This is a genomic window from Bacillus sp. FJAT-42315 (assembly GCF_002797375.1).
Classification (GTDB): domain Bacteria; phylum Bacillota; class Bacilli; order Bacillales; family Domibacillaceae; genus Bacillus_CE.
In genome coordinates, this window is sequence record NZ_KZ454941.1 from 1600089 (window position 1) to 1622205 (window position 22117).

The window sequence follows — 22117 nt, forward strand, 5'->3', positions numbered from 1 at the left end:
CCTAAAAAAAGGAAGTGAAGATTCTTGTTTTTTCCGTTTCCCTCATTGATTGATAGGAAAGCTTCATATAAAATAAAAATAGGTATAATATTTAGAATTTTTGTACCTTGGATTGTAATCGATTACAAGACAAAGGGGGAGAAAGAGATGAAGATGGAAGAGATGAAAGCTCAAAATTTTGATCATGTGTCTTTAGAGGAGTGGAAAAAGACGGCGGAAGCTTCATTAAAAGGGAAGCCGTTGGATAAACTACATACCGAAACGTACGAACAATTGACATTAAAACCTCTGTATTTAAAAGCAGACCTAGAACATGTAGAAGAAGAACAGTTTCCGGGGGTCCCTGCTTATACTCGTGGATTTTATAAAGGTGGATATGTAGAACAGCCATTAAAAACGGCTCAGCGCTTAAAAGCCTATTCAGCTACTGATCTTCAAGCGAAGTTATCAGCGGCGATAGAAGCTGGACAAAATGCGCTCTCTTTTTCTATTGAGGAACAAGCGAGAATGACTTTTCTTGAATGTTCTGAGTTGTTAACAAGTCCATATCCGTTATACATAAACACAAAAGCTCATTTTTTAGCGTTCTCAGCCTTTCTTTTAAAAGCGGATGTCTCTGAATTGCAAGGCGTCGTGGGGACGGATCTGTTATCTCATTTCGCGACAAAGGGGTTAGTTCCGGATGAGCAAGCGCTCGCTCTTCATGTTGAGGCATTAACAGAAATGAAGCAGCGTTATCCGAAAGTGAAAACGATTGTGATCGATACAGTCCCTTATCATTTAGCGGGGGCAAACGCCATTCAAGAAATTGCTATTGCCTTGTCTGAGGCTGTTTTCTATATAGAGTATCTTAAAGGAAAAGGATGGACGCCGTTAGAGGCAGTTCAATTATTTAGCTTTCACTTCGCCATCGGCTCACAATTCTTCATGGAAGTGGCTAAACTTCGCGCTTTTCGTAAACTATGGACAGCGTTATGTGAATCTTATGAAATAGAAGGAGAAGCAGTGAAAGTCACGATTGGGGCGGAAACATCTGAATTTACTCTTTCTAAGCTAGACCGTCATGTTAATATTTTGCGAACAGGTAGCGAAGCATTTGCCGCTATGCTTGGGGGAGTCGAATATTTACAAGTGACACCTTTTGATCAATTTAATGGCACGACATCTGCTTTAGCAGAACGCGTCGCTAAAAATATTCCATTAATTTTACAAAGCGAGTCTCATCTGACGAAAGTAGTAGACCCAGCAGGTGGTTCTTATTTCATTGAGTCTTTAACGAATGAACTTGCTCAAGCTGCGTGGGAGAAGTTTTTACAAATAGAAGAAAGCGGTGGCCTGTTATCCGTGTTGAAAGCAGGAGCGTTACAACAGGAGTTAGCTCAAGTGCTAGAGCAGCGAATTGTCGACTTAGCCGTTCGCAAAAAATCAATGATCGGCACAAATATTTATGCTGATTTGAATGAAACATTCTTTAGTGAGTATGAGGGAATGGAAGTGTTACTAGCCGATCAACCAGTTTCTTCGCATAAAGAACTACTTAATCAAGTAAGTGAAGAGCGGACGTTAGCTGAGCTTCATGTAAGAGATAGTGGGGAACCGGTAATACCGGTAAAATCTCAACGGTTGGCTGAGCCTTTTGAACAATTAAGAGAACGTGCAGTCGGCATTCAAGCGAGTGGGAAAACGATCCAAGCAGGTCTTATTTGCTTAGGTAAGCTAAAGGACTTTAAACCGCGAGCAGATTATGTAACAGGCGTGCTTTCTACTGGAGGCATTTCTGTTCAAGTAAGCGATGAATGTCATTCGGTAGAAGATGCGTTGCAGTTCGTCCAAAATACTCAATTCCCTTATTACTGTATTTGTGGGAAAGATGAAGCGTACATAGAGTTCGGGCCAAATCTAATGGCTGAGCTGAAGCAAGGTCAACCAGCGATTCAAGTAGACCTTGCTGGCAAGCTTCCAGAAAGAGAGCAAGCGGAATGGTTGGCGGCAGGACTAGATGGTTATGTGTTTGCTGGTCAAAATCTATTAGATAAGCTGTCATCTTTGTTAGCATTATGGGAAGGGGGAGCTACTCATGAGTAAACCTAATTTTAAAAAGATCGATCCATTCGTTGCAGAGAAAGAGCGCTCGTTAGCAGAATGGAAGCAGTCATTAGAAAATGAAGTGAAACAATCATTTGAAGAGCTTTCTTTTGAAACGAACGAGTTTATCTCTTTGCATCCTCTTTATACGCAGGAAGACACGGAAGAACTGGCGCATACAGATGATATGCCGGGAGTGGTTCCGTATACGAGAGGCCCTTATCCGACGATGTATGTCAACAGACCGTGGACGGTTCGCCAATATGCCGGATTCTCGACAGCTGAAGAAAGTAATGCCTTTTATCGCCGTAACTTAGCTATGGGACAAAAAGGGTTATCGGTTGCATTTGATTTGCCGACCCATCGCGGGTATGATTCCGATCATTCACGAGTCGTAGGGGATGTTGGAAAAGCAGGTGTGGCAATCGACTCAGTTGAGGATATGAAGATTTTATTTTCAGGTATTCCCCTTGATCAAATGTCCGTTTCCATGACGATGAATGGAGCGGTGTTGCCGATTATGGCTTTTTACATCGTCACGGCAGAAGAGCAAGGCGTTTCTCAAGAAAAATTATCAGGAACGATCCAGAACGACATTTTAAAAGAGTATATGGTGCGTAATACGTATATTTATCCTCCAGAGGCATCGATGCGGATCATTGCGGATATTTTTGAATATACGTCTAAACATATGCCGAAGTTTAACAGTATTAGTATTTCTGGCTATCATATGCAAGAAGCGGGCGCACCAGCAGATATTGAGCTCGCTTATACGTTAGCGGATGGCCTTGAATACGTTCGCACAGGCTTAAAAGCAGGAATTGATATCGATTCCTTTGCACCGCGTTTATCCTTCTTCTGGGCGATTGGGATGAACTATTTTATGGAAGTGGCAAAAATGCGAGCGGCTCGCCGTATTTGGGCTCAGCTGATGAAGCCGTTTGACCCAAAAAACAGCAAATCGATGGCGTTGAGAACACACTCACAAACATCTGGCTGGAGCTTAACGGAGCAAGATCCATTCAACAATGTGACAAGAACATTGATTGAAGCACATGCGGCCACAATGGGTCATACGCAATCCCTTCATACGAATGCACTTGATGAAGCGATCGCATTGCCGACGGACTTCTCTGCTCGAATTGCTCGTAATACGCAGCTGTACTTACAAGAAGAAACGGGTATTACAAAGGTGATCGATCCATGGGGTGGTTCGTATTATGTGGAAGCGTTGACGAACGAATTAATGGAACGAGCATGGAAGCATATTGAGGAAATCGAAGAGCTGGGTGGAATGACGAAAGCGATTGAAACGGGGCTTCCGAAAATGAGAATTGAAGAAGCATCGGCTAGACGCCAAGCCCAAATTGATTCGGGAACGGAAACGATCATTGGGGTGAACCGTTATCGTTTGGAGCAAGAAGATCCAATTGATATTTTAGATATTGATAATACAGCTGTTCGCTTAAAGCAAATTGAACGGATTCAACAAATGAAGGAAGCACGCGATGAAGAAAAAGTGGTTGATGCGCTTCAAGCGATTACAGAAGCGGCGAAAACAGGGGAAGGTAATTTGCTAGCATTAGCGGTAGAGGCAGCAAGAGCAAGAGCGACATTAGGTGAAATCTCCGATGCGATTGAAATTATTAGTGGCAGACATAAGGCGGTGATTCGCTCTGTGAGTGGTGTGTATAGTTCGAACTTCTCGGATGAAGAGCAAATCGAAGAAGTGAAACGAATGACAGATGAGTTTAATGAGCAGGAAGGACGTAGACCACGGATTTTGATTGCGAAAATGGGGCAGGATGGCCATGATCGCGGGGCGAAAGTAGTTGCAACTGCTTATGCCGATTTAGGGTTTGACGTTGATATCGGTCCATTGTTCCAAACACCAGAAGAGACAGCTTTACAAGCAGTGGAAAATGATGTTCATGCGATCGGTTTTAGTTCACTAGCTGCTGGTCATAAAACATTGCTTCCGGCATTAATTGCCGAATTGAAAAAGCTTGGCCGTGAAGACATTATTGTGTTCATTGGTGGAGTCATTCCGGCGCAAGATTATGATTTCTTGCGTGCGAATGGAGCAGCCGCTATTTTTGGACCTGGAACAGTTATTCCAGTATCGGCCCAAAAGATTTTAGAAGAAATTTATAAGAGCCTCGGTTACGAGGAAGTGAGTGAATAATGGATGAAAAACAAGATCCGAAGCTAAAAGAGAGCGGAAATTCCGCTCTTCATGTGATGAAAGGAATTACGTCGACACATGATGGTTTCACCTCTTCGAAAAAGAAACGATTTCAAAAAAAAGTGAAGAGCTTACCAAACATTGAGGAACTTGTGGCTGGTGTGCGTTCCGGGTCAAGAAAAGATTTAGCGAAAGCCATTACCTTCATTGAAAGCAACGCACTTGAACATTATCAGTTTGGGCAAGAATTGTTACAGTGCTTATTGCCGCAAACAGGGCAGTCGATTCGTATCGGTATTACGGGTGTACCGGGAGCAGGGAAGAGCACTTTTATTGAAGCGTTCGGCAAAATGTTATGTGACCGTGGATTTAAAACAGCGGTACTGGCGATTGACCCGAGCTCCTCGATTAGCGGGGGCAGTATTCTCGGTGATAAAACCCGGATGGAATTATTATCGAAGCACCCTAATGCCTTTATTCGGCCTTCTCCATCGAGTGGAACGCTTGGTGGCGTGCATCGTAAAACGCGTGAGACGATGTTACTTTGTGAAGCGGCTGGATTTGACATTGTGTTAGTGGAAACGGTCGGTGTTGGTCAAAGTGAATTTCTCGTTCGCGGCATGGTCGATATCTTTCTCTTGCTTGCTTTAACAGGAGCTGGCGACGAGCTCCAAGGCATGAAAAAAGGCATTATGGAGCTGGCCGATGCCATTGTGGTGAATAAAGCCGACGGAGAAAATGAACCTTTAGCTAAAAAGACGCAACGAGAGTTTAATCAAATTCTTCATATGCTACAGCCATCTACAAAAGGCTGGCAATCGAAAGCGTACACATGCTCATCGATCGAACAGCGAGGAATCGTCGAGATTTGGGAGATGATTCAAGCGTTTGAGAAAGCGACGAAAGAAAGCGGTGTGTTTGCAGAACGTCGCAGTAGTCAGACGAAAGAATGGATGCATACATTAATTCTTGAACAGCTGAAAGCAAGCTTTTATCAGCATTCCTATGTAAAAGAGCATATAAAAGAGATGGAGAGAAAGGCGATGAAGGGGGAAATGACTCCTTCGCAAGCAGTGGAGGATTTATTTGCTCATGTGTATCCAAAAACGAATGAATAAAACAGCGGGGGTTCGCTTCCGTTGTTTTTTTATACAAAAAATCAACTTGTAGTATTTGAAAACGGTCGTCAATTAGCTTATCATAGTAGTACACTATGAAGGAAAAAGGAGAAGAGTCAATGAACATCGATTTTAATTTTTTAATGAATGACGTCGTTCGTCAAGCTCGTGAAGAAATTACGGGGGCAGGATATACACAGCTTCAAACAGTAGAGGAAGTAGAAGCGGCGTTTGCTAAAGAAGGAACAACACTTGTGATGATCAACTCCGTTTGTGGTTGTGCAGGGGGAATTGCTCGTCCAGCGGCGGCTCATTCAGTTCACTATGACAAGCGTCCAGATCAATTAGTGACGGTATTTGCTGGTCAAGATAAGGAAGCGACAGCGAAAGCTCGCAGTTATTTTGAAGGCTATCCGCCATCTTCTCCATCATTTGCTTTATTAAAGGATGGCAAGATTTGTACAATGGTCGAGCGTCATGAAATTGAAGGCCATGATCCAATGTCCGTTGTTCAAAAGCTACAAGAAGCATTTGATCAATATTGTGAAGAAATATAATTTTTGATGAAAGAGGTTGACTTTACTGATCCCAGGTATAAAAGTAACTGCTACTATTTACAGTGGATGCTTAATAAAAGGGATAAGAGGTTAGCCTCTTTCTTTTCATTATCAATTTTGAGGAGTGCATTATGTTTAAAATTGGTTATCGCACCGTTAAGACAGCGATCGGAACTTCTTTAGCGATTATCCTTGCTCAGTGGGTGGGTCTTGACAACTTTGTTTCTGCTGGAATTATTACGATTTTATGTATTCAAAACACGAAGAAAAAATCTCTTCAAGCGGCTTGGAGTCGCTTTCTTGCTTGTACGGTTGCCATGTTTTTTTGTTGGGTGTTTTTTGAAGGAATTGCTTATCATCCGCTCATGATCGGTCTATTGTTGTTGTTCTTTATTCCGACTACCGTTTCTCTTGGGTTGAAAGAAGGGATCGTGACTAGTAGCGTAATTATTTTACATATTTTTTCGGATGGATATATTTCTACAACTAACATTCTCAATGAGTTTGGTATCGTTTCGATCGGAATTGGCATTGCCTTATTTATGAATTTGTATATGCCAAGCTTAGAAGAGAAACTGTATCAGTTGCAGGAGCAGATAGAGGAGAATTTTTATAAGATTTTTTATGAAATTACGCTTTATTTACGCGACAATGATCATATTTGGGACGGGAAAGAAATTACGGAGACAGCGAACTTATTGAAAGAAGGAAAGAGACTCGCTTATCAAGATATTGAAAATCATTTTTTAAGAGAAGAAAAGTTATTTTATACTTATTTCAGTATGAGAGAAAAGCAATTTGAAAAGATTGAGCATATATTATGGATTGTTACTTCGCTTTCTCATCAAGTGCAGCAAGCCCATATTATTGCTGATTTTATGGAAGATTTAAGTACGAATATTCACCCGGGTAATACAGCGAAGCTTTCGTTGCAAAAGCTGAAAAAAATGAAGAATGAGTTTGAGCAGATGGAACTGCCGACCACGCGGGAAGAATTTGAAACGAGAGCAGCACTGTTTCAATTCGTACAAGAAATGGAGCAGTATTTATTGATTAAAAGCTCTTTTAAAGGGCTGAAAAAAAGAAAAAGGACCGTTTATACAAGAAAAGCCCGAGCCTGAATCGATTCAGGCTTGGGCTTTGTATTAGACAGCTTTTTAGATAAACATGGCTAATCCCATGAACAAAGTGGAAACTAACATCGTAATGAGCATGACATAAATAACGGCTTTTTGTACGTTTTTGTTTCTCATAGAAAGAATAGACACTCCTTTAACACTAAACGTTTTTCTTTTTAATGATAGCTGTTTTTTCTAGATACGACAAGTTGATTTATTTTAGATTCTCTTAATGAATAGGCAGGAATTTGGCGGATTATATCGAATATTTTAAATGTTATAGATTTTTGGGGACAGGGGGAAAGGGAATGATTCAGAACATTAATCATATCGGGATTGCGGTCCGTTCACTCGATGAAACCGTACCATTTTATACAGAGCAACTCGGATTGCCTCTGCAAAAAATAGAAGAAGTGGACTCGGAGAAAGTGAGAGTCGCTTTTATCGATGCCGGCAATGTAAAGCTGGAATTACTTGAACCAACGAATGAGGATAGCCCAATTGCTAAATTTATTGAGAAGCGTGGACAAGGGATTCATCATGTGGCGTTTGGCGTCATTGAGATTGAAGACCGAATTCGTGAAATAAAAGAACGCGGTATTCAAATGATTCATGACACATCTAAGCCAGGAGCTGGGGGGGCACAGGTGGCGTTTATGCATCCGAAATCCACTCATGGTGTATTATTCGAGCTTTGTGATAAAAGCAAGGCGAAAGGGGAATGACGAAACTATGACAACTCATCAAGATATTTTCGCAAGCATTAATGAATTGTATGATAAACGTCGTGAAGTGGAGCTTGGCGGTGGAGATGCTCGAATTGAAAAGCAGCATGAAAAAGGAAAATTAACCGCGAGAGAGCGTATTGAATTATTAGTAGATCCAGGTACATTTGTGGAAATCAATCCATTCATTGAACATCGCTGTAATGATTTTGGACTGGATGGCGTAAAGGGACCTGGAGATGGTGTTGTAACAGGCTATGGGAAAGTACATGGTCGTCCGATTTATTTATTTTCCCAAGACTTTACGGTGTTTGGTGGAGCGCTTGGTGAAATGCACGCGAAGAAAATTGCCAATGTGATGGATTTGGCTGCGAAAAACGGAGCGCCATTTGTTGGGTTAAATGATTCGGGTGGTGCGCGTATTCAAGAAGGCGTCGTATCACTTGATGGGTACGGTCATATTTTTTATCGAAACGCGATTTATTCAGGGGTTATTCCACAAATTTCTGTGATCATGGGGCCATGCGCGGGTGGCGCGGTTTATTCTCCAGCGATTACGGACTTTGTATTTATGGTCGACCAAACGAGTCAAATGTTTATTACAGGCCCGAAAGTTATTGAAACGGTCACAGGTGAGAAAATTTCTTCCGAGGATCTCGGTGGTTCAAAAGTACATAATACGATTAGTGGAAACGCACATTTTCGTGGAAGCTCTGAAGAAGAAGTGCTAGAAATGGTTCGCGCCTTATTGAGCTATCTTCCACAAAATAATGAAGAAAAGGCAGCCATCCAGGAATGTTCTGAAGAGGATGATTATCGCGAGGATATTACCGATGTCGTTCCATTTGATGGATTGCGTCCGTATGATGTGCGAAAAGTGTTGGAGCATGTTGTCGATCCTGATTCTTTTATGGAAGTTCAAAAAGAGTTTGCTAAAAATATTGTGATTGGTTTTGCTCGCATTAAAGGAGAAGTCGTTGGACTTGTTTGTAATCAGCCGAAATTTATGGCGGGTGGTTTAGATATCGATTCCTCGGACAAAGCGGCTCGCTTTATTCGTTTTTGTGACTCCTTTAATATTCCAATTATCACGTTTGAGGACGTGTCTGGTTTCTTCCCAGGCGTTAAGCAGGAATTAGGTGGAATTATTCGTCACGGGGCAAAAATTTTATACGCGTATTCCGAGGCGACGGTGCCGAAGATTACGGTGATTTTGCGTAAAGCATATGGCGGGGCGTATGTCGCTTTGAATAGTAAATCGATCGGGGCGGATCTCGTCTATTCATGGCCAAATGCTGAGATTGCGGTGATGGGACCTCAAGGGGCCGCCAATATTATTTTTGCCAAAGAAATTGCTAACAGTGAGAATCCAGAAGAGACTCGTGCGAAAAAGATTGAGGAATATCGTGAGAAATTTGCGAATCCATATGTAGCGGCTGCACGCGGGATGGTCGATGACGTCATTGACCCACGCGAAACGAGAATCAAATTAATTCAAGGACTAGAAATGATGCGGACGAAGAAAGAAGCGCGACCGCCTAAAAAACATGGAAATATCCCTCTATAATTCTTTTTTTCGAGGGGATGTCTTATAAGGGGTCTGACACCGAGGTCAGACCCTTTTAATTATTTGGCTTCATTGCTTTATAAGAGTATACTTGGAAATAGAACCATTTTTATTGGAGGTAATTGACGAATGATTAACCAAGAACGTTTATTAAATGAATTTTTAGAGCTTGTTCAAATTGATTCAGAAACGAAAAACGAAGCAAATATTGCGAAAGTATTAACGAAGAAATTTGAGGAGCTTGGTGTGCATGTATATGAAGATGATACGATGGCTCAAACGGGACATGGGGCTGGTAATTTAATTTGTACACTTGAAGCAACGAAAGACGGGGTAGACCCAATTTATTTTACGTCTCATATGGATACAGTCGTTCCGGGTGTAGGAGTGAAGCCAAGCATTAAGGATGGGTATGTCATCACAGATGGTACGACGATTCTTGGAGCGGATGACAAAGCAGGTTTGGCGGCGATGCTCGAATTAGTGAGAGTATTAAAGGAGCAAAACTATCACCACGGAATGATTCAATTTATTATTACTGTCGGAGAAGAGTCGGGCCTTGTTGGAGCGAAAGTGTTAGATCAATCTCTAGTGAAAGCAAAATTTGGTTATGCGCTAGATAGTGATGGTCAAGTTGGAAATATCATCGTAGCGGCACCGACACAGGCCAAAATCAAAGCTGAAATTTATGGGAAGACGGCTCATGCAGGAGTCGCACCTGAAAAAGGTGTATCAGCGATCACTATCGCTGCCAAAGCGATTTCTAACATGCCGCTCGGTCGAATCGATGATGAAACGACAGCGAATATCGGTCGCTTTGAAGGGGGACGTGCAACGAACATCGTCTGCGATTATGTTCATATTTTAGCGGAGGCTCGTTCACTTGTCTCGGAAAAAATGGAAGCGCAAGTAGCGAAGATGAAAGATGCGTTTGAAAAGACGGCAGAAGCAATGAACGGGCGTGCGAAAGTCGATGTGGAAGTGATGTACCCTGGCTTTAAATACGGAGAAGGCGACCATGTAGTGGAAGTGGCAAAACAAGCGGCAGCACGTATCGGGCGTCCGAGTCAATTGTTAACGAGTGGAGGCGGAAGTGATGCCAATGTGATTGCTGGCTTCGGGATACCAACTGTTAACTTGGCTGTTGGCTATGAAGAAATTCATACAACGAGTGAAAGAATGCCGATTGAAGAGCTAGTGAAATTAGCTGAAATGGCAGTGGCGATCGTGGCGGTTGTTTCGGAAAATTAATGTTTTATATTTGGATCTGGGAATGAGGTCATTCTACAGATCCATTTTTATAGGGATTTTATTCTCATATGAAATAATTTTTTGTCATTCTTTCTATCTATTTTTCTTTTTAGTATGGTACATTAAGAGGAGAATAATGAAGGAGGAAGGTTATGCAATCGATCAATAAAGCGGTCATTTTTGAGTCTGGAAATGAAGAATATGCGGTTCCGATTCAAGCGGTTATCTCTATTGAAAAAGTAAATTTCATTAATCCAATTCCTCACTTACCTCGTTATTTAAAAGGGGTAACAAAGATTAGGGAAGAACTTTTGCCTGTGATTGATTTTGAGTACGTGTTGTATAAGCGGATGTTGCCTAGTTTAGAAGAGGCTCGACTCCTAATCGTTCAGACTAACTCGTTACCTGTCGGGTTACTGGTCAAGGAAGCGAAAGAAATCATTGAGTTACCTGAAGAGAGTGTTCGACAAGTGAATTTAATATCTTATGAAAATACAAGATTTTTCTCAGGTGTAGCAACGATTGGTGATCGGCTAATTACGATCATTGATATGGATGTGTTAGTTTCTTCATTAGAAGGAATAGATGCAGTGAAAGACTTTATGACAGAATCGAAGGATGATCAATAAAGTATATAAAGAAAACAGCACCTTCAACAGTGCTGTTTTCTTTTTGAAGTTTCGCTTTATTTTGCTTGTCTTACTGTGTTATTTTGCACCTTGGCTACTCCATTTGAGCGTGAATTCATTTTAAATAGGAAGAGGAATCCAAGGACCCACCAAGCGAGAGTAATTGCCCACTCGTATGGCCAGATTAACGCAGATGGCATACCAGGCATGTATAAAATGATAAAACCAAATGTTAAAATGAAAGACATCCAACCAATGAATGAGCTTTTTCCTGCACGGAACGGTCTTTCAAGATCTGGCTGGTTTTTACGTAGAACAAGGAATGCCCAAGAAACCATAAAGTAAGCGATTACGATTGCTAAACCACCAGCATCTACAAACCAAACAAGCGCTGGGCGACCTAGTAAAGGACTTAAAGTAGATAAAGTACCAATGAATAAGATGGCATTAGCAGGTGTTTTATACTTTGGATGCATTTTTCCAAACCAAGCAGGTAACACGCCGTCTTGTGCCATTGCATACATAATACGACTACCACCGATAATAAAAGCATTCCAGCTTGTTAAAATACCAGCGATCCCACCAAGGATTAAAATTTTAGCAAAGATCGGAGAACCGAAGGCAGCTCCCATTGCGTCTGCTGTAGCTAAACTACTATTCGCTAATTCTTCTGGTACAAGACTTAATGAAACGCCAAAGATAATAAGTATATACCATAGAACTGCAAAGCTTACAGATAGAAGTAAAATTTTCCCGATTGCTTTCATTGGAATATTCATTTCTTCTGCTACTTGAGGGATTACGTCAAACCCAACAAATAAGAATGGAGTCATAATCATGACTGCCATCATTCCGCCCATACCACCAACGAAAAGAGGCTCCATGTTTTTCATTTCTCCGCCGCCAAAAATCGAACCAAATACTAGCATTAATCCAATCACTGTTAATAATGAAGTTAATACGATTTGAAGAAAGGCAGCTTGTTTAACACCTTTCCAGTTGATGATAGTGACAATAATTGAACCAACCATCCCAATCGCTGCCCACGAAGCATACACTTCATAATCAGCTAATGTCCACAAATAACCCGTTTTATAATTAGGGAAAATATATTCAATAACAGTTGGAAGCGCTACCGCTTCAAAGGCAACTACAGTAATATATCCTAATAATAAGGCCCAAGAAACGACAAAGGCTGCTTTCACACCGAGGGTTTCTTTAACAAAGTGATAGGCACCACCTGTTTTCGGAAAGACTGTCGTAAGCTCAGCGTATGTTAAACCTACAAAAATAACTAAAATACCACCAAGTAAAAAGGCAATGATGGAACCAAGAGATCCTGCTTCTAAAATCCAGTTGCCCGAAAGGACGACCCATCCCCAACCAATCATAGCTCCAAAGGCTAAAACTAATACATCAACACGCGACAATACTTTGTTAAAATCTTGTTGTTCTTTCATTATGACCTCCAATATTTCAGATGGAACCGCTATCATTCCAAATTATTTTTAACATTAAGAATATTACATCTTTGTTGGCCGTTCACTTTCAACTTTGTTATACTTCTAACAAATGGGTGATAAAAGCCGGCTCATGTGATTAAGAACTTAGTTTGTTATTTATGCCGGTTGCTTCCACACTCCTTTCAAGCAATAAAAAAACCAGCCTATTTCCGCCCGCAGTGAAAGCTGAGGGATGAAATAAACTGGCTTCACGTCTACTGAAACTAATCTGGCTGGAAAAGCGAGTAGACTTAACAGTTACCTAATATTGGATGGGTAGTTTGTTGCTAAATTGTAAAGAAAAAATTAAAACTAGTTGGTTTGATTTAATGATAGTTTACAATATTGCGAAAACTTTGTAAACACAAAATTAATTTTTTTACAGGCTGATTGCAATAAAATACAATAAAAAGTACGTCTAAAGGCTGTTTTGATGGGCAGAGATTGTTATAATATAAAAGTAAATTTTATAGTTGAGAGGATGTGAAATCATGCCACAACAAATTGGTGTGATTGGATTAGCGGTAATGGGCAAAAATCTTGCTTGGAATATTGAAAGTCGAGGATATACGGTTTCTGTGTTTAACCGCTCACGAGAAAAAACAGACGAAATGCTTCTTCAAAGCGAGGGAAAGCAAATTGTTGGTACATATAGTGTAGAGGAATTTATTCAGTCGTTAGAGACACCACGAAAAATTTTATTAATGGTGAAAGCGGGCGCAGCGACAGACGCGACGATTGAGCAATTGAAGCCATTTCTAGCACATGGTGATATTTTAATCGATGGTGGGAACACATTCTTTAAAGATACACAGCGTCGAAATAAAGAATTAAGCAGCAGTGGTATTCACTTCATCGGTACAGGAGTATCCGGCGGAGAAGAAGGTGCTTTGACAGGGCCATCAATCATGCCAGGTGGACAGAAAGAAGCGTATGAGCTTGTGGCTCCAATTTTTAAGGATATTTCTGCAAAAGTGGATGGAGAAGCTTGTTGTACTTATATCGGTCCAGATGGTGCTGGTCATTATGTCAAAATGGTTCATAACGGCATTGAGTATGGAGATATGCAGTTGATCTCGGAAGCTTACTTTTTATTAAAGCATATTGTTGGTTTGACAGCGACTGAGCTTCATGAAGTGTTCTCCGAGTGGAATAAGGGAGAGCTAGATAGCTATTTAATTGAAATTACGGCTGATATTTTTACAAAAGTCGATGAAGAAACAGGCAAACCGCTTGTCGATGTCATTTTAGATAAAGCAGGTCAAAAAGGAACGGGTAAATGGACGAGCCAAAGTGCATTAGATCTTGGTGTGCCGCTTCCATTGATTACGGAATCTGTATTCGCTCGTTTCATTTCTGCTTTAAAAGAAGAGCGTGTACACGCGAGTAAATTGTTAAAAGGTCCGGAAGCAAAAGAATTCGACGGTAACCGTGAAGAGTTTATTGAAGCGGTACGTAAAGCGTTATACATGAGTAAAATTTGCTCATATGCTCAAGGGTTTGCGCAAATGAAAGCAGCATCTGAAGAGTCTGGCTGGGATCTTCGTTATGGAGATATCGCGATGATCTTCCGTGGTGGTTGTATTATTCGTGCTCAATTTTTACAAAAAATTAAAGAAGCGTATGATCGTGAGCCGGGCTTAACGAACTTACTTCTTGATCCGTATTTCAAAGATATCGTTGAAAATTATCAAGAAGCACTACGTGATGTGTTAGCGACAGCGGTGAAGGCAGGTATTCCAGTACCGACGTTATCAGCTGCACTATCTTATTATGATAGTTACCGTACAGCTTCGTTGCCGGCGAATTTAATTCAAGCACAGCGAGATTACTTCGGTGCTCATACGTATGAGCGCGTTGATAAAGAAGGTATTTTCCACACAGAGTGGATGAAATAAAAAAAGCGGGCGATGAGCCCGCTTTTTTTATTTGAGGTTGTCTAACAGTAGCACTCGTGCTGGTGAAGCGTCCGTTCCAGAAATTTTGAGCGGAGCGGCCATCATGAAATAGCTTCCTGCTTCTACATCTTTCAGCGCTAACCCTTCGATGATGATCACACCTTGTCCCATTAACGTGCGGTGGGTTGGGTGACCTTCTTGGGCGCGTTCAATGCCCAGTGCATCAATGCCAACGCCGGCGATGCCGATTTCCGCTAAGTATTCAGCCGCATCTTCAGCTACATAAATAAAGTCAAAATTAAACTCTGTGTCAAATGAATTTTTCGTTTTTAATAAAATAAAATCGTCTTTTTCAATCGACATCGATTCAAGATCTGCTTTTGTCACTTTTTCAGTGGCACTCGTTACATCGATCACTTTACAAGGACGGACAAGCTGCTCAATTGCGATCGTTTCAATCGTTGCTCCTTCGTTCATCATATGAAGCGGGGCATCGACATGAGTACCTGTATGAACATCCATCGCAATACGTGATTCTGTTACATGTCCGTTCGTTTTTGTGTCAATCGTTGGTTGCTTTTCCGGCTTGTTTTTATAAACAGGCATACCAGGAAAAATAGGAGCAGTAATATCATAAATTTTCAATTTGGACACATCCTTTCTTAATTACAAACATCGACTTCAAGCGTAGATACTGGCCACCAGAAGAAGCTGTCTTTTTCCAATAGTTCATCCGCTGCTTTAGGTCCTGTAGATCCAGCTTCATAGTTAGGGAATGAAGCTTTCTTTTCTTCCCAATAATCCGAAATGACATCGACAAAGCGCCAAGATAGCGCGACTTCATCCCAATGAGTAAAGTTGGTCGCATCTCCGCGTAAAGCGTCATGTAAGAGCTTTTCATACGCTTCTGGTGTATTCATACCATCGATGCTGTTATTGGCATAGCTAAGCTTTACAGGTTGTGTTAACAGCTGTTGACCTGTACGTTTCGCATTTAGATGAAGCGTAATTCCTTCTTCCGGCTGGATATGGATGACAAGTAAGTTTGGTGCAAGCGGTTGGTCTGGCTGATAATATAAGTTCATTGGAATATCTTTAAACTGAACGACAATTTTCGTTGATTTTGTTGGCATTCTTTTTCCTGTTCTTATGTAAAAAGGAACACCTGCCCAGCGGAAATTATCAATCATTAACTTTCCAGCAACGAATGTTTCTGTATTAGAGTCAGGGTTGACATTCATTTCTTCACGATACCCTTGTAATTGTTCTCCTTCTAGTTCCCCTGGTCCATATTGACCACGTACGAAGTAGTCATCAGCATTTTCTTTTGTAATTGGGCGTAATGCACGTAAAACTTTTACTTTCTCGCTGCGAATTTCATCCGTTGATAGTTTAATCGGCGGCTCCATTGCAAGCAAGGCAACCATTTGCATTAAATGGTTTTGAACCATATCTTTTAAGGCGCCACTTGTTTCATAGTAGCGTCCACGTTCTTCGACGCCAAGCGTTTCACTAGACGTTACTTGGATATTGGAGATGTAACGGTTATTCCAAAGCGGCTCAAATAGAGCGTTCGCAAAACGGATTGCTTCAATATTTTGCACCATTTCTTTTCCAAGGTAATGATCGATTCGATAAATTTCATTTTCCTCAAAGGATTGGCGAATTTGCTGGTTGAGCTTTTCCGCTGAAGGTAGGTCATGACCGAATGGCTTTTCAATAACAAGGCGATGATAGCCGTTCGTGTCTGTCAGTCCATCTGCTTTGACATGATCAGCAATCGTGCCAAAAAATTCAGGAGCCATCGCTAAATAAAATAAGCGGTTTCCTTGTAGGTGATACTTTTCATCTAATTGATCGGCAAGCGTTTTTAACGTGCGATAAGAGCTTGAATCTGAGACGTCATGAGCTTGATAATAGAAATGGGAAACAAATTCATCTAGCTTCTCACATTGGTTAGTAGAGGCCATCACGGATTCTTTCACATGCTGTTGAAATGTCTCGTTTGTCCAATCTCGGCGAGCGGTTCCGATCACCGCAAATTGATCGTTTAAGCTGCCTTTTTTATAGAGTCGGTACAAAGAAGGGAATAATTTTCTCTTCGCTAAGTCGCCGGTTGCTCCAAATAATAAAATTAATGCTGAAGTGGTTTCTGTTGAATTCACACTGTAAGACCTCACTTTATAATGTATAGAACTATTCTCTATTGCATTTTTCCATAAAATCCGTTTCCATACAAGTACTATTTGTCATTAGAAAGGTAGCATCTTTGAATAGAATATGACAAAATATAAGGATAGCTAAAAAAGGGAATAGTTGACTCACAAGGAAGTGGATATATTGGAATTATTATTTTTAGGAACGGGTGCTGGCATGCCGGCAAAAATGCGAAATGTCAGCTCGGTGGCATTGAAGATGTTAAATGAACGGGGCGCGGTCTGGTTATTTGATTGTGGCGAAGCGACTCAGCATCAAATTTTGCATACTTCACTGAAGCCAAGACGGGTGGAAAAGATATTTATTACTCATTTGCATGGCGATCACATTTTTGGGTTGCCAGGCTTTTTAGGGAGCCGTTCTTTTCAAGGTGGAGATCTGCCGCTCACCGTGTACGGCCCGCCTGGAATTAAAGAGTTTATTGATGTTAGTCTGCGCGTGAGCTGTACAAGACTACAGTATGAGTTGAATGTTGTCGAGATCGAAGAAGGCATCATTTTTGAAGATGAAACGATGAAGGTAGAGGTTCGACTGCTAGACCATGGAATTGCATCTTACGGGTATCGTGTAAGTGAGAAAGAGAAGCCGGGGGTATTGTTAGTTGATCGGTTACAAGCAGATGGTATTCCACCTGGTCCGTATTACAAAGAGCTTAAAGCAGGGCATACGATTCAATTAGCGGACGGGCGTTGCATCGCTCCAGAACCGTATGTAGGGCCGCCACAAAAAGGAAGAGTGCTGGCGATTTTAGGAGATACCCGACCATGCGAAGCGGCGGTGAGGCTAGCGAAAGAAGCGGATTTACTTATACATGAAGCTACATTTGCGGCGGATCAACCACAAATGGCTCGTGATTATTTTCATTCAACAACGCAGCAAGCAGCGGAAATTGCGCGTGAGGCAGGAGTGAAAGCCCTTTGCTTAACGCATATTAGCTCACGTTATACGAAGGAAGAGGCAAAAGGGTTACAAGCGGAAGCTACGTCTGTATTTTCACCGGTAACGATCGCGTATGATTTCCTGGAACTATCGATATAAAAAGAAGCGGGGCTGTAGAATTCAGCCCCGTTTATATGATATGTAGCTTTAATTAATTCCAGCCTCTTTTATACTGTACAGGGGCTTTTATTTCTACATGTAATTCTCTTGCTGCTGTCCGTGGCCAGTAAGGATCGCTCAGCAGTTCGCGCCCTACGAAAATTAAATCGGCTCGGTTGTTTTGTAAGATTTCCTCTGCTTGTAGACCGGATGTGATCATACCAACGGCTCCAGTAGGGAGATGTGAACCATGCTTGATCGTTTCTGCTAGCTTGACTTGATAGCCAGGAAAGACATTGATTCGTGCCGGAACAACCGCTCCAGAGCTTACATCCACTAAATCGACTCCTAAATCCTTCATTCTTTTCGTCAAATCAACATAATCTTCTACATCTAATCCATGTTCATGATAATCAGTAGCTGAAATACGAACGAATAAAGGACCATCCCATTCTTTTTGAACGGCTTCAATGACTCTCTGTAAAAAACGAAAACGATTGTCAACGCTACCACCATATTCATCTTCTCGGTGGTTCGTTAATGGAGATAAAAATTCATTAATTAAATACCCGTGTGCTCCGTGGAGCTCAATGATATCAAAGCCGGCGATTTTGGCACGTCTGGCACTTTCAGCAAAAGCTTTGATCGTCTCATCAATCTCCTCGCTCGTCATTTCTTTCGGTGTTTTCATGTTTTCATCAAATGGAAGCGGAGAAGGAGCGATAATTTCGCCATTGACTGTTGACTTACGTCCAGCGTGAGCGAGTTGAATCGCTGTTCTTGCTCCGTGTACGTTGATCATAGACACAAGCTTTGACAGCCCTTCAATATGTTCATCGCTCCAAATTCCTAGGTCTCGTTCGGAAATGCGTCCCTCAGGCGTAACAGCCGTTGCTTCGACCATAATTAAGCCGACCTGTCCGATTGCGCGTGTCGGATAATGAACGAAATGCCAATCGGTCACTTTTCCGTCGCTTTCGGCGGAATACATGCACATCGGAGACATGACGATACGATTATTTAACGTGATATTTTTGATCTTGTATCGTTCAAACAATTTAGCTACCATGATTTCTCCCCCTTATAATTGTTCTTTTTCATTATAACAAGGTTTGTCAGGCAGCCAAAACGATAGCTGTTACAGGTGACTGTGTGTTTGGTAGGGCAAACCAAGTCGTTTGGACTGGGCCGTTGCTTCTTTAATGCAGTTCACAAACGCTTCTTTTACTTGTTGATTTTCTAATAGGCGAATGCCAGCTTCGGTCGTTCCTCCTGGACTTGTGACGGCTTTTCTTAATTGTTCTGCTTTGCCATCAGAAACAGATAACATTTCTGCTGCTCCAAGCAAGGTTTGAATAATCAGTGGTTTAGAAATTTCTTTTTCTAGACCGATCGCCTCAGCAGCTTGTTCCATCGCTTCAACGACATAATAAATATACGCAGGGCCGCTTCCGGAAAGCCCAGTGACAGCATCGAGCTGATCTTCTTTTACAATTTTAGTCATGCCAATCGAAGAAAAAAGGCTGAGCGCTTTCTGTTTTTGCTCTTCCGATACATGTTGGTTTAAAGCGATTGCCGTTGCGGATTTTCCTACAGCTGCTGAAGTGTTAGGCATCGCGCGGATGACACCACACGGTTCGTTCAGTTCTCTTTCGATAAAGTCGATTGTGACACCCGCCATTAACGTAATAATCAATGAAGTAGGGGAAATAAAAGGTTTGATCGTTTCTAAAGCAGCTTTAGCGTCTTTTGGCTTCATCGCTAGGACGATGATTTTGCTGTCTTTGAACATTTCGTTTATTTGATAACTAGTGTGAATGTTATATTGGTCTTTTAGTTCTTTCAGTCTCGCTTCATTCGCTCGATTCGTGGCATAAATATCTGTATGCTTTAGCGCTCCGCTTGAAATCGCACCAGAAATCATTGCTTCTGCCATGGAACCAGCCCCAATAAATACGGTTTTCATATGAAAGCCCTCCTTTTATTTTTTAAACATAAAAAACACCCTTCCATCCTCTTAAAAAAGGACGAAAGGGTGTTAGCTTCCGTGGTACCACCTTTATTTGCGAGCCGAACAACGGCCGCACACTTCTCTTCCCGTTAACGCTGGGGAGGCGTTTAGGTTTTCCTAACAGCTCATAAGGTAGGTTCGATAAAAAAGTGGGTGATGAAGCCTTTCAGCCGACGAGCTTCACTCTCTTGCACCTTTTTTTATTTACTGGCCTTTGTCATCGCTTTTATTTTTAGAATTTTCTATCAAATGATCACTGATTTATATGTGATTATGCATAATTATATGCCATTTTGTCAAGAGGAAGTTGGAGAAAAAATGATTTTTTTTATGAAATATAGTAAGAAAATAATGACTTTTCCGATTGGAACATATAAAATTAATGAATGGTGCTTCAATATTTAATCGAATATTTATGAGGTGGTGTGCGGAAATGATGAATGTAGAGCGGTTTGGAGATATTGCGAAAATTACATTGCCTACTCCTTTTCCTATCGGAGATGTAAATGTCTATGTCGTGAAGGGAGATCGTTTGACGCTAGTGGATGCTGGAGTGAAAACGAAGGCGTCCTGGGAAGCTTTCGTTTATGGATTATCTCAGCTTGGATATACACCTGAAGATTTAGAGCAAGTTGTCTTAACGCATCACCATCCAGATCATGTCGGCTTGCTGGATTTTCTTCCGGATGAAATTGATGTGATCGGTCATCGTTATTGTGCTAATTGGCTATCAAGAGATGAAATATTTATGAAGGAATATGTTGATTTTTTGCGGGCGTTATACGTTCAATTGGGCTTACCGAAAGAGTTGGAATTTCGTCCGGAGCAAATAGGTGCTCCATTGAAGTTCGCCTGTGAATACGGAAAGTTGACACAAGAGATGCGAGAAGGTGAGCGCTTGTTCGGCATGCATGAGTGGATGGTGTATGAAACGCCTGGGCATTCACAAAGTCACTTAGTCTTTTTCCGGGAGAAGGATGGGGCTCTATTAGCGGGGGATCACCTGTTAGCGAAAGTATCCCCTAACCCCTTACTGGAACCACCTTTAGTGATGACGGAAGAACGCCCGAAACCACAGGTGCAATACAATCATTCATTGAGAAAAATGCTCGAGCTACCCATTCATATTGCTTACACGGGTCACGGAACGGAAGTGAAAAATAGTCATGCACTCATTGCTCGTCGCCTACAACGCCAGCATGAGCGAGCGATGTCTGTATACGAGATGGTAAAAGAAAAACCGATGACCGCTTTTCAAGTCTGTCAACAACTGTTTCCAGCTATTTATCTAAAAGAAACCGCACTCACATTATCAGAAACGGTTGGTCAGTTGGATTATTTGCAGACTAACGGACAGGTAGAAGCTCAAATGAATGATGAAGGGATTTTGTATTATTTCCCTGTGTGAAAAGGAGTGGAGGGTTTGCGTCTGAAAGGGAAAACGATGGTGATTACAGGGGCCTCTAGCGGCCTTGGCTATGAAATGGCAAAGCTAGCGGCGAAGGAAGGTGCTAACCTTGTTTTGTTGGCACGCCGCCTTGATCGCTTAGAACTACTGAAGCAGAAAATAGAACAGGATTTTGCTACAAAGAATGTCTTTGTTTATTCGATGGATGTAAGCAAACGGACGGATGTTGAACAAGTGTTTGCGGAGATCTTTACTCGTTTTGGTTCCATTGATGTATTAATCAATAACGCTGGTTTTGGTGTGTTTGATTATGCTCATGAGGCGAAATGGGAGGACACTGAGGCGATGTTTCAGGTCAATGTTTTAGGATTAATCGCTTGTACGGAAATGGTGATGAAGGATATGCGCGCAAGAAAAAGCGGTCATATTATTAATATCGCTTCGCAAGCGGGGAAAATGGCTACACCGAAATCAAGCATATATGCAGCGACGAAACATGCGGTGCTTGGCTATACGAACAGCTTGCGGATGGAGTTAGCTCGCGACAACGTGCATGTGACGGCTGTCAATCCAGGACCGATTGCGACAGATTTTTTCACTACGGCCGACCCATCAGGTGCTTACGTTGAAAATGTAGGACGATGGATGCTGCAACCGGAAAAAGTAGCGAAGGCAATTATCGAGGTCATTGGTACGAATAAAAGAGAAATTAATTTACCGAAATGGATGAATGCAGGCAGTATCTTTTATACATTATTTCCCCGTGTCGTTGAGCGTTTGGGAAGAAAAGCGTTTTTTAAAAAATAAC

Annotated in this window: 19 protein-coding genes; 13 read left to right on the top strand and 6 right to left on the bottom strand. The window is 41.6% G+C overall.

Going from position 1 to position 22117, the window contains the following annotated elements; genetic code table 11:
- Positions 1-147 precede the first annotated feature (147 nt).
- The 5 genes from CEF22_RS07715 to CEF22_RS07735 all read left to right on the top strand — a co-directional run bounded on the left by CEF22_RS07715 (position 148) and on the right by CEF22_RS07735 (position 7066).
- On the top strand, positions 148-2085 hold the full coding sequence (locus CEF22_RS07715) for a methylmalonyl-CoA mutase family protein (RefSeq protein ID WP_100402394.1): 1938 nt from the start codon (positions 148-150) through the stop codon (positions 2083-2085).
- Positions 2078-4270, top strand: coding sequence for a methylmalonyl-CoA mutase (gene scpA, locus CEF22_RS07720; protein ID WP_100402395.1), 2193 nt, complete (start codon positions 2078-2080; stop codon positions 4268-4270). The genes CEF22_RS07715 and scpA overlap by 8 nt, the downstream gene beginning before the upstream one ends.
- A complete protein-coding gene (gene meaB, locus CEF22_RS07725) occupies positions 4270-5388 on the top strand; it encodes a methylmalonyl Co-A mutase-associated GTPase MeaB (RefSeq protein WP_100402396.1) in 1119 nt (372 codons plus the stop codon). The genes scpA and meaB overlap by 1 nt, the downstream gene beginning before the upstream one ends.
- Before the next feature lie 119 nt (positions 5389-5507).
- Positions 5508-5945: a BrxA/BrxB family bacilliredoxin gene (locus tag CEF22_RS07730; protein ID WP_094835197.1), complete on the top strand. Its 438-nt coding sequence runs from the start codon at positions 5508-5510 to the stop codon at positions 5943-5945.
- A 131-nt stretch (positions 5946-6076) separates the two neighbouring features.
- On the top strand, positions 6077-7066 hold the full coding sequence (locus CEF22_RS07735) for an aromatic acid exporter family protein (protein WP_100402397.1): 990 nt from the start codon (positions 6077-6079) through the stop codon (positions 7064-7066).
- A 36-nt stretch (positions 7067-7102) separates the two neighbouring features.
- On the opposite strand, the gene prli42 is transcribed toward CEF22_RS07735, so the two are convergent.
- Positions 7103-7198, bottom strand: coding sequence for a stressosome-associated protein Prli42 (gene prli42, locus CEF22_RS18925; protein WP_157843194.1), 96 nt, complete (start codon positions 7196-7198; stop codon positions 7103-7105).
- Between the two features lie 173 nt (positions 7199-7371).
- On the opposite strand from prli42, the gene mce reads away from it, so the two are divergent.
- The 4 genes from mce (at position 7372) to CEF22_RS07755 (ending at position 11235) form a co-directional block, all read left to right on the top strand.
- Positions 7372-7788 carry a methylmalonyl-CoA epimerase gene (gene mce, locus CEF22_RS07740; protein WP_170941804.1) on the top strand — a complete coding sequence of 139 codons (417 nt, stop codon included), beginning with the start codon at positions 7372-7374 and terminating at the stop codon, positions 7786-7788.
- Between the two features lie 7 nt (positions 7789-7795).
- Positions 7796-9355: an acyl-CoA carboxylase subunit beta gene (locus tag CEF22_RS07745; RefSeq protein WP_100402398.1), complete on the top strand. Its 1560-nt coding sequence runs from the start codon at positions 7796-7798 to the stop codon at positions 9353-9355.
- 129 nt (positions 9356-9484) lie between these two features.
- On the top strand, positions 9485-10606 hold the full coding sequence (locus tag CEF22_RS07750; protein WP_100402399.1) for a tripeptidase T: 1122 nt from the start codon (positions 9485-9487) through the stop codon (positions 10604-10606).
- Positions 10607-10758: 152 nt separating this feature from the next.
- The gene (locus tag CEF22_RS07755; protein WP_100402400.1) at positions 10759-11235 is read left to right on the top strand and encodes a chemotaxis protein CheW; all 477 of its coding nucleotides are present in this window, start codon (positions 10759-10761) and stop codon (positions 11233-11235) included.
- Between the two features lie 56 nt (positions 11236-11291).
- Here the strand turns inward: CEF22_RS07755 and CEF22_RS07760 are convergent, their stop codons facing one another.
- The gene (locus CEF22_RS07760) at positions 11292-12695 is read right to left on the bottom strand and encodes an APC family permease (protein ID WP_100402401.1); all 1404 of its coding nucleotides are present in this window, start codon (positions 12693-12695) and stop codon (positions 11292-11294) included.
- A gap of 530 nt (positions 12696-13225) precedes the next feature.
- On the opposite strand from CEF22_RS07760, the gene gndA reads away from it, so the two are divergent.
- On the top strand, positions 13226-14635 hold the full coding sequence (gndA, locus tag CEF22_RS07765) for an NADP-dependent phosphogluconate dehydrogenase (protein ID WP_100403944.1): 1410 nt from the start codon (positions 13226-13228) through the stop codon (positions 14633-14635).
- A 27-nt stretch (positions 14636-14662) separates the two neighbouring features.
- Here gndA and CEF22_RS07770 read toward each other — a convergent pair whose 3' ends face one another.
- Together CEF22_RS07770 and zwf are read right to left on the bottom strand one after the other, a co-directional pair.
- Positions 14663-15280 (bottom strand): cyclase family protein, encoded by a 618-nt coding sequence (locus CEF22_RS07770; RefSeq protein ID WP_100402402.1) that lies wholly within the window; start codon positions 15278-15280, stop codon positions 14663-14665.
- 17 nt (positions 15281-15297) lie between these two features.
- Positions 15298-16800, bottom strand: coding sequence for a glucose-6-phosphate dehydrogenase (gene zwf, locus CEF22_RS07775; protein WP_100402403.1), 1503 nt, complete (start codon positions 16798-16800; stop codon positions 15298-15300).
- A gap of 175 nt (positions 16801-16975) precedes the next feature.
- Between zwf and rnz the strand changes: the two genes are divergently transcribed.
- A complete protein-coding gene (gene rnz / locus CEF22_RS07780) occupies positions 16976-17890 on the top strand; it encodes a ribonuclease Z (RefSeq protein ID WP_100402404.1) in 915 nt (304 codons plus the stop codon).
- A 52-nt stretch (positions 17891-17942) separates the two neighbouring features.
- Here rnz and namA read toward each other — a convergent pair whose 3' ends face one another.
- Both namA and proC read right to left on the bottom strand, forming a co-directional pair.
- Positions 17943-18959: an NADPH dehydrogenase NamA gene (namA, locus tag CEF22_RS07785; RefSeq protein WP_100402405.1), complete on the bottom strand. Its 1017-nt coding sequence runs from the start codon at positions 18957-18959 to the stop codon at positions 17943-17945.
- 69 nt (positions 18960-19028) lie between these two features.
- Complete coding sequence (gene proC, locus CEF22_RS07790; protein WP_100402406.1) at positions 19029-19856, bottom strand: pyrroline-5-carboxylate reductase; 828 nt, start codon at positions 19854-19856, stop codon at positions 19029-19031.
- A gap of 481 nt (positions 19857-20337) precedes the next feature.
- Between proC and CEF22_RS07800 the strand changes: the two genes are divergently transcribed.
- Together CEF22_RS07800 and CEF22_RS07805 are read left to right on the top strand one after the other, a co-directional pair.
- Positions 20338-21309, top strand: a complete 972-nt coding sequence (locus tag CEF22_RS07800; protein ID WP_095478320.1) for an MBL fold metallo-hydrolase — start codon at positions 20338-20340, stop codon at positions 21307-21309.
- A 36-nt stretch (positions 21310-21345) separates the two neighbouring features.
- On the top strand, positions 21346-22116 hold the full coding sequence (locus CEF22_RS07805) for an SDR family NAD(P)-dependent oxidoreductase (RefSeq protein ID WP_100403945.1): 771 nt from the start codon (positions 21346-21348) through the stop codon (positions 22114-22116).
- Position 22117: the final 1 nt, after the last annotated feature.